This window comes from Brevibacterium sp. FAM 27836 (assembly GCF_051351055.1).
GTDB lineage: Bacteria > Actinomycetota > Actinomycetes > Actinomycetales > Brevibacteriaceae > Brevibacterium.
In genome coordinates this window covers 596,249-611,669 of sequence record NZ_CP195711.1, presented here as the reverse complement: position 1 = coordinate 611,669, position 15,421 = coordinate 596,249, and the positions used below count along the sequence as shown (strand labels likewise).

General features: G+C 65.3%; 14 protein-coding genes. 12 read left to right on the top strand and 2 right to left on the bottom strand.

The window, feature by feature from the left end:
- Nucleotides 1-12: 12 nt before the first annotated feature.
- Both ACSE4D_RS02850 and ACSE4D_RS02845 read left to right on the top strand, forming a co-directional pair.
- Entirely contained in the window at nt 13-267 is a 255-nt protein-coding gene (locus ACSE4D_RS02850) for a DUF3039 domain-containing protein (protein WP_135542165.1), read from the top strand.
- Nucleotides 268-2,061 carry a DEAD/DEAH box helicase gene (locus tag ACSE4D_RS02845; RefSeq protein WP_135542163.1) on the top strand — a complete coding sequence of 598 codons (1,794 nt, stop codon included), beginning with the start codon at nt 268-270 and terminating at the stop codon, nt 2,059-2,061. It abuts the gene before it with no gap.
- A 72-nt stretch (nt 2,062-2,133) separates the two neighbouring features.
- Here the strand turns inward: ACSE4D_RS02845 and ACSE4D_RS02840 are convergent, their stop codons facing one another.
- Nucleotides 2,134-3,453, bottom strand: a complete 1,320-nt coding sequence (locus tag ACSE4D_RS02840; protein WP_135542161.1) for a nicotinate phosphoribosyltransferase — start codon at nt 3,451-3,453, stop codon at nt 2,134-2,136.
- A 52-nt stretch (nt 3,454-3,505) separates the two neighbouring features.
- On the opposite strand from ACSE4D_RS02840, the gene clpS reads away from it, so the two are divergent.
- The 10 genes from clpS (at nt 3,506) to ACSE4D_RS02790 (ending at nt 13,537) form a co-directional block, all read left to right on the top strand.
- The gene (clpS, locus tag ACSE4D_RS02835; RefSeq protein ID WP_135542159.1) at nt 3,506-3,811 is read left to right on the top strand and encodes an ATP-dependent Clp protease adapter ClpS; all 306 of its coding nucleotides are present in this window, start codon (nt 3,506-3,508) and stop codon (nt 3,809-3,811) included.
- Between the two features lie 3 nt (nt 3,812-3,814).
- A complete protein-coding gene (locus tag ACSE4D_RS02830) occupies nt 3,815-4,396 on the top strand; it encodes a DUF2017 family protein (RefSeq protein ID WP_135542157.1) in 582 nt (193 codons plus the stop codon).
- A complete protein-coding gene (locus tag ACSE4D_RS02825) occupies nt 4,393-5,214 on the top strand; it encodes an MBL fold metallo-hydrolase (RefSeq protein ID WP_135542155.1) in 822 nt (273 codons plus the stop codon). Before ACSE4D_RS02830 ends, ACSE4D_RS02825 begins: the two co-directional genes overlap by 4 nt.
- 65 nt (nt 5,215-5,279) lie before the next feature.
- Complete coding sequence (rph, locus tag ACSE4D_RS02820) at nt 5,280-6,002, top strand: ribonuclease PH (RefSeq protein ID WP_135542153.1); 723 nt, start codon at nt 5,280-5,282, stop codon at nt 6,000-6,002.
- On the top strand, nt 5,999-6,604 hold the full coding sequence (gene rdgB, locus ACSE4D_RS02815; RefSeq protein ID WP_135542151.1) for an RdgB/HAM1 family non-canonical purine NTP pyrophosphatase: 606 nt from the start codon (nt 5,999-6,001) through the stop codon (nt 6,602-6,604). The genes rph and rdgB overlap by 4 nt, the downstream gene beginning before the upstream one ends.
- 233 nt (nt 6,605-6,837) lie before the next feature.
- Nucleotides 6,838-8,343: an ABC transporter substrate-binding protein gene (locus tag ACSE4D_RS02810; RefSeq protein WP_135542150.1), complete on the top strand. Its 1,506-nt coding sequence runs from the start codon at nt 6,838-6,840 to the stop codon at nt 8,341-8,343.
- A gap of 12 nt (nt 8,344-8,355) precedes the next feature.
- Entirely contained in the window at nt 8,356-9,303 is a 948-nt protein-coding gene (locus tag ACSE4D_RS02805; protein WP_135542148.1) for an ABC transporter permease, read from the top strand.
- Nucleotides 9,300-10,235: an ABC transporter permease gene (locus ACSE4D_RS02800; RefSeq protein ID WP_135542146.1), complete on the top strand. Its 936-nt coding sequence runs from the start codon at nt 9,300-9,302 to the stop codon at nt 10,233-10,235. The genes ACSE4D_RS02805 and ACSE4D_RS02800 overlap by 4 nt, the downstream gene beginning before the upstream one ends.
- Nucleotides 10,228-11,994: a dipeptide ABC transporter ATP-binding protein gene (locus ACSE4D_RS02795; protein WP_426936518.1), complete on the top strand. Its 1,767-nt coding sequence runs from the start codon at nt 10,228-10,230 to the stop codon at nt 11,992-11,994. The genes ACSE4D_RS02800 and ACSE4D_RS02795 overlap by 8 nt, the downstream gene beginning before the upstream one ends.
- Nucleotides 11,995-12,118: 124 nt before the next feature.
- Nucleotides 12,119-13,537: an amidase gene (locus tag ACSE4D_RS02790; RefSeq protein ID WP_135542142.1), complete on the top strand. Its 1,419-nt coding sequence runs from the start codon at nt 12,119-12,121 to the stop codon at nt 13,535-13,537.
- 105 nt (nt 13,538-13,642) lie between these two features.
- Here the strand turns inward: ACSE4D_RS02790 and ACSE4D_RS02785 are convergent, their stop codons facing one another.
- Nucleotides 13,643-15,340 (bottom strand): hypothetical protein, encoded by a 1,698-nt coding sequence (locus ACSE4D_RS02785; protein WP_426936517.1) that lies wholly within the window; start codon nt 15,338-15,340, stop codon nt 13,643-13,645.
- Nucleotides 15,341-15,421: the final 81 nt, after the last annotated feature.

Below are 15,421 nucleotides of genomic sequence, written 5' to 3'. Positions count from 1 at the left end.
TACAATGGAGCCATGACCATTCCAGCTTCAGGCGGTTCAGCAACGATCGAGCGCGAGCAGACCGAGCAGCTTGCCGAGCCCGGAGATCACGAGCGCTTCAGCCACTACGCGCCCAAGGACAAGATCATGGAGTCCATGGTGACTGGGACTCCGCTGATCGCCTTGTGCGGAAAGGTGTGGGTTCCCACTCGCGATCCCGAGCGGTTCCCGATCTGCCCCAAGTGCAAAGAGATCTACGAAACGATGTCCGAAGGACCGCAGGAGTAGATGTCCGCGGAACAGCTCCCTGGAGCTCCAGGGACCTCCGCGGCAGAACAGCTTCCACCGGCTTTCCCCGAACGTGCGGCATGGGGAACAGCCGGAAAGTTGCGTGCCTGGCAGGCGGAGGCTCTCGAGCTCTACTTCAAGACCGAACCCAAGGACTTCCTCGCTGTCGCGACCCCCGGGGCCGGTAAGACGACCTTCGCTCTGCGTTTGGCCGCCGAACTCCTGGCCCGACGGGTCGTCAACCGCGTGACCGTGGTCGCACCCACCGAGCACCTCAAGGTGCAGTGGGCCGATTCCGCAGCCCGTGTGGGGATCAAGCTCGACCCCCACTTCAAGAACTCTCAGGGCAAGCACGCACCCGGCTACCACGGTGTCGCACTGACCTATGCGCAGGTCGCCGCGAAACCGGTCCTCCATCACAACCGCACAGCGGCCGGCCGCACCCTCGTCATCCTCGACGAGGTCCACCACGGCGGAGACGCGCTGTCGTGGGGTGATGCCGTGCGCGAGGCGTTCGGTCCTGCCGTGCGCAGGCTGTCTCTGACCGGAACCCCTTTCCGTTCGGACACCTCACCGATTCCGTTCGTCACGTACGCGCCCGACGAGAACGGCATCCGCACCTCGGTGGCGGACTACTCCTACGGCTACGGCCGGGCACTGAAGGACTCGGTCGTCCGTCCCGTACTGTTCCTCGCCTACGCCGGCGCCATGACCTGGCGGACCAAGGCCGGCGACGAGATGTCGCACGTCCTCGGTGAGGAGACGACCAAGGACATCAACTCCCAGGCCTGGCGCACCGCGTTGGACCCGAAGGGCGACTGGATCCCGGCCGTGCTCAAGGCGGCCGACATCCGGCTGACCGAGGTCCGCCGCACCGTCCACGACGCCGGCGGACTCGTCATCGCCACCGATCAGGACGCAGCCCGCGCCTACGCCAAACGCCTCCATGAGATCACGGGAGAGAAACCGACCGTGGTCCTCTCCGACGAAGTCGGAGCCTCAGAACGGATCGAACAGTTCCAGAACTCCACCGACCGGTGGATGGTCGCCGTGCGCATGGTCTCCGAGGGTGTCGACGTTCCACGTCTGTGCGTCGGCGTCTATGCGACCTCCTCGTCGACTCCGCTGTTCTTCGCCCAGGCGATCGGCCGTTTCGTCCGCGCCCGCAAACGTGGCGAGACCGCCTCGGTGTTCTTACCGTCCGTGCCGGTGCTGCTGGCCCTGGCGAACTCGATGGAAGCCGAACGCGATCACGCTCTCGACCGGCCGAAGACCGAGGACGAGAATGATGTCGTCGTCTTCGACGACCAGGCCATGGAGCAGGCGAACCGGAATGAGGGCGCCTCCTCCGACCAGCTCGGCTCGTTCGAAGCCCTCGGCGCGGAAGCCCTGTTCGACCGAGTGCTCTTCGACGGCGGCGAATTCGGCACCGGCGGTGCCATCGGCTCCGAAGACGAACTCGATTTCATCGGGATCCCCGGCCTGCTCGAACCCGACCAGGTCCACGAACTGCTGCGAACCCAACAGGCACGTCAGGCCAAACGCAAGACGGCCACGGGCCCTCCGGCACCGGAAGTCGAGACCAGCGAACTCGAACACCGAGCGATGAAGGAAGAGCGCAACCAGCTGCAGAGCCTCGTGGGCGCCTGGTCCAGGCGCACCGGCACACCGCACCAGAACGTGCACGTCGAACTGCGCAAAGCGTGCGGGGGACCGGCGGTCGCTCAGGCCACGCGTGAGCAGATCCAAGCCCGGATCAAGAAGCTCCAGGGCTGGTTCATCGGCAAGAAGTGACGCCGCCGGGCCGGACCCCGAAGCCGACGGAGGAGGGCGGTGCGGCCGCCGAGGCGGTCCGGCCGCAGGAGATCAGGCGGAATAGAAGACTGTGGGAATGGCGGGCTCGCCGTCCTGCAGTCGACGCGCCGAACGCGGCAGCTCCGCCAAAGACTCATCGTGGCGGGCACAGGCCTTCTTCACACCCGCGGCTCCGGTGAAGGACTCATCGACCTCACCGTCGCGTACGAGATCGACGCTGAGACGACGACCCTCACCGAGATCATCGGGCAGGGCCGGAATGCCGACGGCTTCCTCGACCGCAATCGCGCCGTCGATGAGGCGCAGCGCCTCCTTGTGCCCGCCGCGAGAGGGCTTGCCCGATGAGTGCTTCGCCACCGAGGTCCACTCACCGGCTTCATCGGCGCGGGCGACGAGCTTGTACACCAGTCCCGCTGCCGGAGCGCCGGAACCGGTGACGACGCGGGTGCCGACACCATAGGAGTCGACCGGGGACGCGGCCAGCGCGGCGATCGCATACTCGTCAAGATCGCTGGTGACGGTGATCGTCGTGTCATGAGCGCCGAGGCGGTCAAGACCCTCGCGCACCTCGCCGGCCTGCTCGATGAGGTCACCCGAGTCGATCCGCACCCCGCCGAGCCCGGTACCGGCGAGTTCGACCGCGGTCGCCAGGGCCTCTTCGACGTCGTAGGTGTCGAGCAGCAGAGTCGTATCGGTGCCCAAAGACTTCAGCTGCGCGGCGAAGGCCTCACGTTCGGAATCGTGGAGCAGAGTGAAGGAATGGGCCGAGGTGCCGATTGTCCGCAGACCATAGGTCAGTCCAGCGGCGAGATTCGACGTCGATGCGAATCCGCCGATCACCGCGGCCCGCGCCGCCGCCACAGCGGCGTGTTCGTTCGTGCGTCGTCCGCCCATCTCAGCGCAGGGGCGGTCGCCAGCCGCCTGCGCCATCCGAGACGCCGCCGACGCGACCGCACAGTCGTAGTTCATCGCGGAGAGGATGAGCGTCTCGAGGATGACCCCCTCGGCGAAGGTCGATTCGATCGTCAGCAGAGGGGAGCCGGGGAAGTAGATCTCGCCTTCGGCATAGCCGCGGATATTGCCGGTGAACCGGTAGTTCGCCAACCAGTCGATCGTGCGGGCGTCGACGATGTCCTCGCGGCTGAGGAAAGACAGCTCCGCATCATCGAAGCGGAAGTCGCGGATCATCTCGAGGATCCGACCGGTGCCGGCGACGACACCGTAGCGGCGGCCAGCGGGAAGGCTGCGGCCGAACACCTCGAAGAGACTCTTGCGATGGGCGGCGCCGGATTCCAAGGCAGCCTGCACCATCGTCAATTCGTACTGATCCGTGAAGAACGCCGTCGAATCGGTCCGTGTGAGATCACTCATAGGCGCGATCTTACGTCACGACAGCGTCAGTGTTCTGCCGTAAGCTGGAAACGTGAGCAACCCAACGACACCAGTTCTCGAGCCGGAGGTCGACGTTCGACCGGCCGAGGACCTGGCTAAGCCCTGGCGAACCGTGGTCTTCAACGACCCGGTCAATCTCATGAGCTATGTCAGCTACGTGTTCCAGACCTACTTCGGATATTCCGAGGACAAAGCCGACGCACTCATGCTCGAAGTCCACGAGAACGGGCGCTCCGTCGTCGCCACCGGAGGCCGCGAAGCCATGGAGAGAGACACCCAAGCGATGCACGAATACGGTCTGTGGGCCGCGTGCCAACCCGATTCAGGATCCGACTGACCTATGGCAGCCATCGACGCACGGGGGGATGATGTCGTCCTCCGCCTCGAAGACAACGAGCGCTCGCTCATGCTCACGGTCTTCACCGACCTCGCCGCCCTGCTCTCCGAAGACGATGGGTCCGAGGACGGCTCCCGACCGGATTCGGAGAACTGGGATGCCCGCCTCGGGCTCGTCGGCCGTCCCCGCCCCGAGGATCCGGCGCTGCTGCGGCTGCTGCCGGATGTCGACCCGGAAGACGAAGAGCGGTCGACGGAATTCCGGCGGCTGACCGAATTCGACCTCAAACAGGCCAAGGCACACAATGTGCGCATCGTGCTGCTGGGCCTGAGCAAGGGCAACGACATCACCCTGACCCACGACGAGACCCTGGCGTGGATGAAGGGCCTGAACGATCTGCGGCTCGTGCTCGCCGTCCGGCTCGGCATCGACACCGAGGACGCGCAGGATGAGAAGTACGCGCGCCGTGAGGAGCTCTCCGAGTCCGAAGACCTCACGCTGACCCTGTACGACTTCCTGACCTGGATTCAGGACCGACTGACAACGACCTTGCTGACCCGGAAGCAGGGGGATGACGAGACATGAGACTCACCGCCATCGGCACCGCCGGCTCTTTTCCCGGACGCGGTGCTCTCGCCAGCTGCTACCTCATCGAAACGGAAGAGGACACGCCGACTCGCATCATCCTCGACCTCGGGTCCGGGGCGCTGAGCCCCCTGCAGCAGACCGTAGACACCGACCGGCTCTCCGGCATCGTCCTCAGCCACCTGCACCCGGACCACTGCATGGACATGACCGGGCTCTACGTCAAACACTGCTTCGATCCGAAGTTCTTCAACGGCGACATCTCCGACACCGGCACGATCCGCACCCGCACCCCCGTCTTCGCCCCCGCCGGCGCGAAGGAGCGACTGATGAGGGCGTATTACACGGATCCCGGAAAGTCCCCGGTCGCCAACGGGGGAGACGACTCGGACTTCGACCATGCCTTCGAATTCTCCGACCTCGACCACGGCACTCGGAATCAGATCGGGTCGCTGACCGTCGAGTCCTTCCTCGTCGACCACCCGGTCGAGGCCTACGCGCTGCGCATCACCGACGCGAAAGGCAGCGTCATCACCTACTCCGGTGACAGCGACGAATGCGACAACCTCGTCGCCGCGGCGAAGGATGCCGACCTCTTCCTCTGCGAAGCGGCTTTCCAGGAAGACCGCGACACCGCTCGCGGGATCCACCTCACCGGCAAACGCGCCGGACGCGTGGCACAGAACGCCGAGGTGTCCGCGCTCGTGCTCACCCACATTCCGATCTGGACCGACTGCTCCATCGTCCGCGGTGAGGCAGCCGGTGAATACCGCGGTCCCATCGAGCTGGCGAAACCCGGAGCCACCTGGACCGTGTGAGCCGGAGCCGCAGGGGCGAAGGCACATCAGACCAACCCGCAACCGAAACATGAAAGAGGCACACCGTGCGAGCAGACGGCCGTCAGGCAGACGAACTCCGTGAAGTCCGGATCACCCCCGACTGGATCAACACTGCCGAGGGTTCGGCGCTCATCGAGTTCGGCAATACCCGTGTCCTCTGCGCGGCATCTCTGACCGAAGGCGTGCCTCGCTGGCTCAAGGGCCAGGGTCGCGGCTGGGTGACCGCCGAATACGCGATGCTGCCCCGGGCCACGGACTCCAGGAACACCCGCGAATCCGTCAAGGGCAAGCTGGGCGGACGCACCCACGAGATCTCCCGCCTCATCGGCCGCAGCCTGCGCGCGGTCATCGACATGGAGAAGCTCGGCGAGAACACCCTCGTCCTCGACTGCGACGTCCTCCAAGCCGATGGGGGCACACGCACGGCTTCGATCACCGGCGCCTATGTCGCCCTGGCGAATGCCATCGACAAGGGCCGCTCGACCGGTCTCATCCCCGCAGCCCACAATCCGCTCATCGACTCCATCGCCGCCATCAGCGTCGGCATCATCGACGGTGAGCCTCTGCTCGACCTGCCCTATGTCGAGGATTCCCGAGCCGAAACCGATATGAACGTGGTGATGACCGGTTCGGGCAAGTTCGTCGAGGTCCAAGGCACCGCTGAGGGCGCACCCTTCGATCGCGACGAGCTCGGCAAACTCCTCGACCTGGCCGCGCACGGCTGCAGCGAACTCACTCGCCTCCAGTCCGAAGTGCTGACGCGATGACGACGTTCGTCCTCGCCACCCACAATGAGGGCAAGAAGCGGGAGCTGCTGGCCATCCTCGGCCCTGTCCTCGGCGCCGACACCCAGGTGCTCACCGCCGCCGAGGCGGGCCTGGCCGATGTCGCCGAAACCGGGGTGACATTCACCGACAATGCCCTCATCAAGGCTCGCGCCGCCGCTGCGGCGACCGGTCGCACCGCGATCGCCGATGACTCGGGCATCAGCGTCGACGTGCTCGGCGGGGCGCCGGGGATCTTCTCCGCCCGCTGGTCGGGACGCCACGGCGACGACAGAGCCAACCTCGAGCTCCTGCTCGCGCAGCTGAGCGACATCGCCGCCGAACACCGGGGTGCGCAGTTTCGCTGCGCAGCGGCCGCGGTGACCGCCGACGGTCGCGAATTCACCACCGAAGGCGTCATGCCCGGGCGCCTGGCTACGGAGCCGATGGGGGAGAACGGCTTCGGCTACGATCCGATCTTCGTCCCCGACGGGTCGACGCTGAGCACCGCGCAGATGAGCTCCGAGGAGAAGAACTCGCGGTCACATCGCCGCATCGCCTTCGATGCTCTCGCCGAGGTCCTCGCCGCCGAAACGAATCTCTGAAGTCTCACGTCACCTGCTCGGGTTCGGGAGTTCGACCGGACGCTGCGCATCGCCCCGTCCGTGAGGCCCGAAGAACCGGTTCGCATGCTCTCGTCCGGTGAGTCCGACAGGCCAGCTCACCTGATCCAACATGTGAACCTGAGCGCTTCGACTAGTGAGAATTTCGGATACACTGACGGTGCTTGAGTGTTGGCGAACGACCCTCTCTGCGGTCGGCGAAATCGAGGAGAACAATGAAGACTCCGCGCATCATGAAGTGGGTGGCGGCAGCGGCGGCCGCAAGCATGCTGCTGACCGGCTGTTCGGCGGGAGCTTCGGACTCCGGCGACGACGGGGAGAAGAAGGATTCGATGAGCATCGCCTTCACCGCCGAACCGGTCAACCTCGACTTCACCTCCACTTCGGGAGTCGCCATCCCCGAGGCACTGATGGAGAACGTCTACGAATCCCTCGTCCGCCTCGACGAAGAGGGCGAGATCCAACCGGCACTGGCGAAGGACTGGAGTCTCTCCGACGACCGCAAGACCTACACCTTCGAACTGCAGGAAGGCGTGAAGTTCTCCAACGGCGCCGACTTGACCAGCGAAGACGTGAAATTCTCCTATGAGCGGGTGCAGAAGGACTGGAAGAACGCACTCAAGGCGAAGATGGACATCGTCAAGTCCATCGACACTCCCGACGACAACACCGTCGAGATCGAACTGAAGAAGCCCTCAAATACGTGGCTGTTCAACCTCACCAGCCTCGTCGGAGCCGTGTTCGACACCGAAGGCACTGAGGACCTGGCCAACGAAGCGATCGGCACCGGGCCCTTCGAGATCGAGAAGTTCACTCGGGGACAGTCAATCGACTTCGCCGCCCGGGATGACTATTGGGGTGAGAAGCCGGCCCTGGAGAAGGTCCAGTTCAAATACTTCAAGGACGCGGTCTCGGCGTCGAACGCACTGAAGTCCGGAGAGATCGACCTCGTCTCCAACCTGCAGGCCCCCGAACTGGCCGGAGAGTTCCAAAGCGACGACTACCAGATCGTCTCCGGCACCACGAACGGCGAAGTCGTGCTGTCGATGAACAACGCGGACGGCATCTTCAAGGACAAGAAGGCCCGTGAAGCCGTCATGTACGCCATCGACCGCAAGGCCGTCCTCGACACCGCCTGGGCCGGTTACGGTGAACTCATCGGATCCATGGTCCCGCCGACCGACCCGTACTACGAAGATCTCACCGGGGTGTGGAAGCACGACCCGCAGAAGGCCAAGCAGCTCGTCAGCGACGCCGGAATCAAGGGCGAGGAATTCTCCTTCACCGTGCCGAACCTGCCGTACGCGAAGGCGATCTCCGAAATCGTGTCCGCCCAGCTCGAAGAGGTCGGTCTCAAAGCGAACATCGAGACCCAGGAATTCCCGGCCGTGTGGTTGGACAAGACGTTCACCGAACACGACTTCGACATGTCGGTGATCAACCACGCCGAACCGCGCGATATCCTCACTGTGTTCTCCGACGACTACTACATCGGCTACGACGATGCGAAGATCGAGAAGATCGCCGAGAAGGCCGACACCGGCACGGAAGAGGAATACATCTCCGGAATGAAGGAGATCGCGAAGACGATCACCGAGGATGCCGCATCGGACTTCCTGTTCCTCTTCCCGAACCTCGTGATCGCCAAGTCCGACATCGGAGGGATCCCCGCCAACCGGGTCTCCGATGCGTTCAAGATCGCCGACCTGAGCTGGAACTGACCCACCGGTTCGATGCTCACCTATGCGATCAACCGCGCGATCCAGTTCGCGCTGTCCCTCCTCGTCGCCTCGGTGGTGGTCTTCGCCCTGATGAGCCTGCTGCCGGGCAATGCGGCACAGGTGGCATTGGGGACGAATGCCACGCCTGAGGCCGTGGCGGCTCTCGAAGCACAGTACGGCCTCGACCGTCCGCCCGTGATCCGGTACTTCGACTGGGTGGGCGGCATGCTCGGCGGGGACTTCGGCACGTCCTATGTCACCGGTGCCGAGATCACTCCGGTCATCATCGACAGCGTCCAAGTCACCGCGATCCTCGTCATCGCCGCGATCGTCCTGTCGATCCTCATCGCCGTGCCCTTGGGCACCTTCGCCGCCCTCGGACAGCGCAACTGGATCGGCGTGACGATCTCGGCCGCCAGCCAGGTCGGCATCGCGATCCCGAACTTCCTTGCCGCGATCATCCTCGTCATCGTCTTCTCACTCCGCCTCGGCTGGTTCCCCTCCCAAGGGTGGATGGCTCCGGTCGAAGGATTCGGCGGGTTCGTTCTGCGTCTCGTCCTGCCGGTGGTGTCGTTGGCTCTCGTGCAGGCGGCGATCCTCACCCGTTATGTGCGTTCAGCCGTGCTCGACGTCATGCGCGAAGACTTCATCCGCACCGCCCGGGCGAAAGGGCTGACCAAGACGAGGGCGCTGTTCGTGCACGGACTGCGCAATGCGGCGATCCCCGTCATCACCGTCGCCGGCGTCCAATTGGCCACCCTGTTGGTCGGGGCCGTGATCATCGAACAGATCTTCGTCCTGCCCGGCATCGGCTCCGAACTCGTGCGCGCCGTCGCCAACCGCGACCTCGTCGCCGTCCAGGGCATCGTCATGGTGCTCGTCCTGCTGGTGCTCATCATCAACCTCATCGTCGACATCCTCGTGCCCGTAGTCGACCCTCGGATCAGGAACGCCGCATGAGCCAGACCCCCACCGGTGCCACCGACCCCCGCGATGACGTCGCAGTCGACGCCGCGACCGCTCGTGCGAGGGGACCGGCGACCAGTTCGCGACAGTCGCTGCGTCTCAACGCTTCGATGATCATCGGCACCTGCTTCGTCACCCTCATCGTCGGTCTGGCGCTCGTGTCCTTCATCTGGACGCCCTACGCCCCGAGCGAGATCGACCCGGTCGCCCGTCTGCAGTCCGCCAGCCTCGCCCACCCGTTCGGCACGGACAAATTCGGGCGGGACACACTGACCTGGGTGATGTTCGGAGCCCGGATCACCCTCCTCGTCGGAGTCGTCGCCGTCGGCATCGCTCTGCTCATCGGCACCCCGATCGGGATCATCGCGGCCCTGTTCGCGAAACAGTCGTGGGGCATATGGATCGACGCGGTGATCATGCGCGCCAACGACATCCTGCTGGCGTTCCCAGCCCTGCTGCTGGCGATCATCTTCGCCGCCGTGTTCTCACCGGGAACGGGGCCGGCCATGATCGCCGTCGGCATCGCAGCGATCCCCGGCTTCGCCCGCGTGGCGAGATCCGGAACGCTGCAGGTGCTCGGATCCGAATACGTGCGCGCGGCGCGGGCATCGAACCGCCGGGTCTCGGCGATCGCCGTCGTCCATGTGCTGCCGAACATCGCCGGCATGGTCATCGTCCAAGCCTCCGTGGCGTTCGCGATCTCCGTCCTCGCCGAGGCGGGGCTGTCCTTCCTCGGCCTCGGCACCCAGGCTCCGGTGCCCTCCTGGGGACGGATGCTCCAGGAGTCCCAGCAGTTCCTGTCCACCCACCCCGAACTTGCGTTGTGGCCGGGCATGTTCATCGCATTGGCCGTGCTCGGGTTCAACCTCCTCGGCGATGGGCTGCGTGACCGATTCGATCCGAAGATGGAGGCTCGTCGTGGCTGAGAATCTGCTCGAGGTCCGCGACCTCACCATCACCCCCTCCGGTGCCGACGCCGCCGTGCTCCACGATGTCAGTCTGAACCTGGAGCCGGGCGAGCGGGTCGGACTCATCGGGGAATCCGGTTCGGGCAAGTCCCTGACCGCCCAATCCGTGATGGGGCTGCTGCCCGAAGAGCTGCACGCCGAAGGCCGAGTGCACCTGCAGGGCCATCACGGGAACCTCCTCGAAGCGAACGAGAAGACACTGGCGAGCCTGCGCTCGGACATCGTGTCCATGGTGTTCCAGGAACCCATGAGCGCACTCAACCCGCTCATGCGCATCGGCGACCAGATCGCTGAAGTGCTGCGCATCCACGGCAAGATCCCACGAGCCCAGATCCCGGCACGGGTGAAAGAGCTGCTCGAGGATGTGCGCATGCCCGACCCGGACAGCGCCCGCTTCGCCTATCCCCACCAGATGTCCGGCGGACAGCGACAGCGAGTCATGCTCGCAATCGCGCTGGCGAACTTGCCGAAGCTGCTCATCTGCGACGAGCCGACCACGGCCCTCGACGTCACCGTGCAGCGACACATGCTCGACCTCATCGCCGAGCGGGTCTCGGCCGTGGAAGCCGGGCTCCTGTTCATCACCCACGACCTTGCCGTCGTCGCCGGTGTCTGCGACCGAGTCATCGTCATGTACCGCGGCCGCATCGTCGAAACCGGCACCGTGACCGAGATCTTCACCGATCCGCAGCACGACTACACTCGCGGACTCCTGGCCTCGTCCGACCTGGAAGCCACCGATGGGAACGGACGCCTCTTCACCCTCAAGACCGCGCTCGCCTACACCGGCCCGCAGACCTCGGCGGGGGAGGACACCCCGGACCCGGTCGGCACCGAGACCGTCGAGGCAGACGACCCGGCGGGAGGGAACATCGCGGTCGACGATGTCGGTGCGGCCGCCTCGGCGAGGGACTCTGCGCCGCTGATCGAGGTCGCAGACGTGACCCGAGTGTTCAAGGGACGGGGACTGTTCGGTCGGCGCCGTTCGGATGTCACCGCGCTCGGCGGCATCGACTTCAGCGTTGCGGCGGGGGAGCGATTGGGCATCGTCGGCGAATCGGGATCGGGGAAGTCGACGCTGCTGGGCATCCTCTCGGGACTCGACCGGCCCACCACCGGGCACGTGCGCGTCGGCGACATCCGCGTCGAGGCGGCGAGCTCACGGTCCCTGCGCGCCCTGCGGGAGAATCTGCAGATCGTGTTCCAGGACCCCTTCGCCTCACTCGACCCGCGCATGCGTGTGGCCGACATCGTCGCCGAACCGCTCATCGCCGCAGGAATCGAGAAGGACGAACGCATCGCACGGGTCGAGGAGATGCTCGAGGCAGTTGACCTCGACGCGCGCTCCCTGCGCCGCTACCCGCACCAATTCTCCGGCGGGCAGCGACAGCGGATCTCGATCGCTCGAGCCCTGGTGACACGGCCGCAGATCCTCGTCGCCGACGAACCCGTCTCCGCCCTCGACGTGTCGGTGCGCGCGCAGGTGCTCAACCTGCTCACCGACCTCGTCGAGGACTATGCGCTCACCCTCCTCTTCGTCTCCCACGACCTCGGCGTCGTCCAACACCTGTGCTCGCAGATCATCGTCATGAAAGACGGCCGGATCGTCGAATCCGGTGCGACCGAGGACATCTACGCGAACCCGCGGCAGGCGTACACGCGGCGACTCATCGCGGCGACCCCGAGCCTGACGGACGCGCTCGCCGCCAGCGGCTGAACAACGCCGGAACGGCACCGACTCCGGTCGGCGGCGACGCGGCGCGGGCGTGCGCACTCGGGGCCGGAGGCACGCACTCGGGGCCGGGCAACACGGTTTTCATCATCGAGAGAAAGGGCAGGACATGGGCAACACGACGCTTGCCGATCACAGCGCATCCGACATGGTCGTCGGATTCGCCAAGGGAGACTTCGACCCGATTGAGGTGCACAGCGCGGTCGTGAACCGCATGGACGAATGCGAATCGACGATCAACGCACTCTTCCACCGCGATGACGAACGCTCTCGAACCGCGGCCGTGGCCAGCGCCGCCCGATGGCGAGAGGGCCGACCGCTGAGCGACCTCGACGGGGTGCCGGTCACGATCAAGGAGAACATCGCCCGCCGCGGCGTGCCGCTGCCCAGCGGGCACGCCTGGGTGGACATGCCGGTGTCCGACCACGATGCGCCGATCACACAGCGACTCGAAGAGGCCGGTGCCGTCATCCTCGGCTCCACGACGATGCCCGACTGGGGCATGCTGTCCTCGGGCGTCTCCTCGCTGCACGGCATCACCCGGTCACCGCTCGACCCCGCGCTCACCACCGGTGGTTCGAGCGCCGGAGCCGGAGCGGCCGCGGCAGCCGGGTACGGACCGATCCACATCGGTTCGGACATCGGCGGATCCATCCGCCTGCCGTGCACCTGGCTCGGACTGACCGGACTCAAGCCCAGCTTCGGTCGGGTCCCGCTCGACGGCCCGTACCTCGGTCGATGCGCCGGGCCCCTCACCCGATCGATGGCTGACGTCAAGGCCGCCATGGACATCATCTCCGCCCCCGATGACCGGGACTATTCGAGGCTGCCGCGATTCGCCGCCGACGAGACGCAGGCTCTTCCCGGACACGATTCGCCGGCTTTCGACCCGCGCGGACTGCGTATCGGACTGCAGCTCGATGCCGGGTGCGGGGTCGCCCCCGACGCGCAGGTGCTGTCGACGATCACCGAGGCGGCCGAACGGTTCGCTGCCGCCGGCGCCGAGCTCGTCCCCCTCGACCCGTTCATCGACGACGATCTGCTCCATGACATGGACCTGTTCTGGAGGGTCCGGTCCTGGGGCGACCTCAAGGCCCTGCCCGTGGAGGAGCAGGAGCTCATCCTGCCCTATATCCGACAGTGGGCTCAGGGCGGGGCCGACGTCAGCGGTGTCGAGCTCATGAGCTGCTATCACAGCGTGCAGGAGATCCGCCGTCGCACAATCACCGCCACGGCCGAGTTCGACCTCATCATTTCGCCGACAGCACCGGGCGCGGCGTTCCCGGCCGAGCAGCCGATGCCCTACCCGAGAGTGCACGAGCCGATGGGACACATCGGGTTCACCATGCCCTTCAACATGTCCGAACAGCCTGCCGCGACCGTGCTGGGCGGGTTCACGGCCGATGGGCGCACCATCGGAGTGCAGATCGCCGGGAAGCGCTTCGCCGACGAATCGGTCATGGCCGCAGGTTCCTGGTTCGAAGACGTCGCCGGAGTCGAGCGCCCGACCCGGACGGCGATGGGCTGAGCGGATTCGCAACGAAGAAGGCGGGCCCGCAGTGACCGGTATCGGTCGCTGCGGGCCCGCCTTCGTGCTCTCACCGCCTCGGCGAGGTGGTCAAGCTGCGCAGGATCAGAAGTCGAAGAATTCGACCTTGAGTTTGTCTCCGTCGATCTTCACGCTTCCCGACACCGACAGTGCGTTGCCGTTGGAGAAGTATGAGGAACCGGACTTCTTGCCGTCGACGGAGAAGTTGAACTTGCCGGGCTTGTCGGTGAAGAACGAACCGGTGTTCGTATCTGCCGTACCGAAGCTGGCCTTCACCTTGGGCATGTTCTTCATGTCCCACTTCGCGGTGCCGTCCTTCGCCAGATCATCGAGCTTCTTGTCCGAACCTCCGACAGGGATCTCGGTCGGGTCGTACTTGATGAACTTGCACTTCGGCTTGATGCTCTTATTGTCGAAGCACTTCTTGAGTTCCTTTTCGACCTGCTTCTGCACTTCTTTCTCGAACGCGCCCGTCGGTGCCAGATCGAGGTTGAGAGTCGTGGGGGAGACCTGACCCTGGTTCGGCTGACCGCCCGGGGCGAAAGCCTTCGGGAAGTTCACTCCGGCGGAATCCGAGGCCTCCGAGACCCATTTGCTCTTGGGGATCTTGAAGTCGTATTTGCCGGGGTAGACGGCGAACGACGTGGTTCCCGACTTCGCCGTGTAGTCCTGACCGTTGACGGTGAGACCGTCAGCGGCGGGAACGTCGAGGGAGATGACATTGAGCTCGGGCCCGGTCAGCGTCCATTTGTCGAAGAACAGGTCCTGTTTGCCATCCTTCTTCGCTGCCAGCTCGACGTTGTACTCGCTGCCGTCGAGTTCATAGGACACGAGGACCTTGCCGCTGTCCCCATCGACCTTGGAGGACTCGACCTTGGCCTTCTCGATCTTCGCCGAGGAGGATTCGGTGAAGTTCTTCGACAGCAGGTCGAGGTTCGTCCCTTCAGGACGCGGTGACGGCGCGATCTTCTCCGCAGCCGCGAAATCGCCCTTGTTCAGCGCGGCGATGTAGTCTTCTGCCACCTTGTCGGGCCCGTACTTGTTCTTGTTGACGCTGCCGATGACGAAGATGCCGGCGAGGACGAGGATGATGACGAGGGCGACGGCACCGAGTGTGATGAAGAGCGGAAGCCTGCTCTTCTTCTTCTCGGGGCGGGAGTCGGCCCGTGTTGCGGTCGCCTGCGAACCGGCGAAGCCCGGAGCCGGCGCCGGCTGCGGGATGGCCTGCGACTGTCCGGGACCGGAACCGGTCCGCTGGCTGTCCGGTCCCGAACCGGTCTGATACGGGTTCGACGAGTACTGGCTCGGCTGGTCGGGTCTGGGCTGATTGGGTCCGGCTTGATTCTGTGCTCCGGGGTACGGGGCGCCGCCTTGATGCTGACCGCCCTGGGGCTGGCTTCCGGGGTGTTGACCAGCAGAGCCCTGCGCACTCTGATACTGAGAGTTCTGGTAGGGCACATTCGGACCGCTCTGCGCGTTCTGTGCTCCGGGACCCGAGTACTGAGGCGCCTGATTCGGCTGCGATGAGGCCGGGGCCACGGTGGGGCGCGCCGCGGAGCCGTCTCCGGACTGTCCCAGCGGGGGCGCCAGGTCGTCGGGAACCGCGGACCCGGAGGAATCCGAGTCTGCCGAGGCTTCCGGCGGCTTCTTCACATCGTCGGGTGCTGCCGAACCCTCGATGCCTGCGTCCGTTTGCGGTTCCGAGTTCGGCTTCGATCGGCCGGCCTCCGGAGGCTCGCTGGGTGGTGGCGGGAAATGGGGGTGATCGTTCCCGTTGCTCATCGTTGGGTTCATCCTTTGCGTGTACAAGCCTGTCCTGGCGCAATTGTACGTCCCAGAGCAGGGAATCGCGTTGTCAATACC

What these genes read in the sequence shown, in the direction of transcription:
- ACSE4D_RS02850 (WP_135542165.1), top strand. Translation starts at nt 13, where the DNA reads ATGACCATTCCAGCTTCAGGCGGTTCAGCAACGATCGAGCGCGAGCAG.
- ACSE4D_RS02845 (WP_135542163.1), top strand. Translation starts at nt 268, where the DNA reads ATGTCCGCGGAACAGCTCCCTGGAGCTCCAGGGACCTCCGCGGCAGAA.
- ACSE4D_RS02840 (WP_135542161.1), bottom strand. Translation starts at nt 3,453, where the DNA reads ATGAGTGATCTCACACGGACCGATTCGACGGCGTTCTTCACGGATCAG.
- ACSE4D_RS02830 (WP_135542157.1), top strand. Translation starts at nt 3,815, where the DNA reads ATGGCAGCCATCGACGCACGGGGGGATGATGTCGTCCTCCGCCTCGAA.
- ACSE4D_RS02825 (WP_135542155.1), top strand. Translation starts at nt 4,393, where the DNA reads ATGAGACTCACCGCCATCGGCACCGCCGGCTCTTTTCCCGGACGCGGT.
- rdgB (WP_135542151.1), top strand. Translation starts at nt 5,999, where the DNA reads ATGACGACGTTCGTCCTCGCCACCCACAATGAGGGCAAGAAGCGGGAG.
- ACSE4D_RS02810 (WP_135542150.1), top strand. Translation starts at nt 6,838, where the DNA reads ATGAAGACTCCGCGCATCATGAAGTGGGTGGCGGCAGCGGCGGCCGCA.
- ACSE4D_RS02805 (WP_135542148.1), top strand. Translation starts at nt 8,356, where the DNA reads ATGCTCACCTATGCGATCAACCGCGCGATCCAGTTCGCGCTGTCCCTC.
- ACSE4D_RS02800 (WP_135542146.1), top strand. Translation starts at nt 9,300, where the DNA reads ATGAGCCAGACCCCCACCGGTGCCACCGACCCCCGCGATGACGTCGCA.
- ACSE4D_RS02790 (WP_135542142.1), top strand. Translation starts at nt 12,119, where the DNA reads ATGGGCAACACGACGCTTGCCGATCACAGCGCATCCGACATGGTCGTC.
- ACSE4D_RS02785 (WP_426936517.1), bottom strand. Translation starts at nt 15,340, where the DNA reads ATGAGCAACGGGAACGATCACCCCCATTTCCCGCCACCACCCAGCGAG.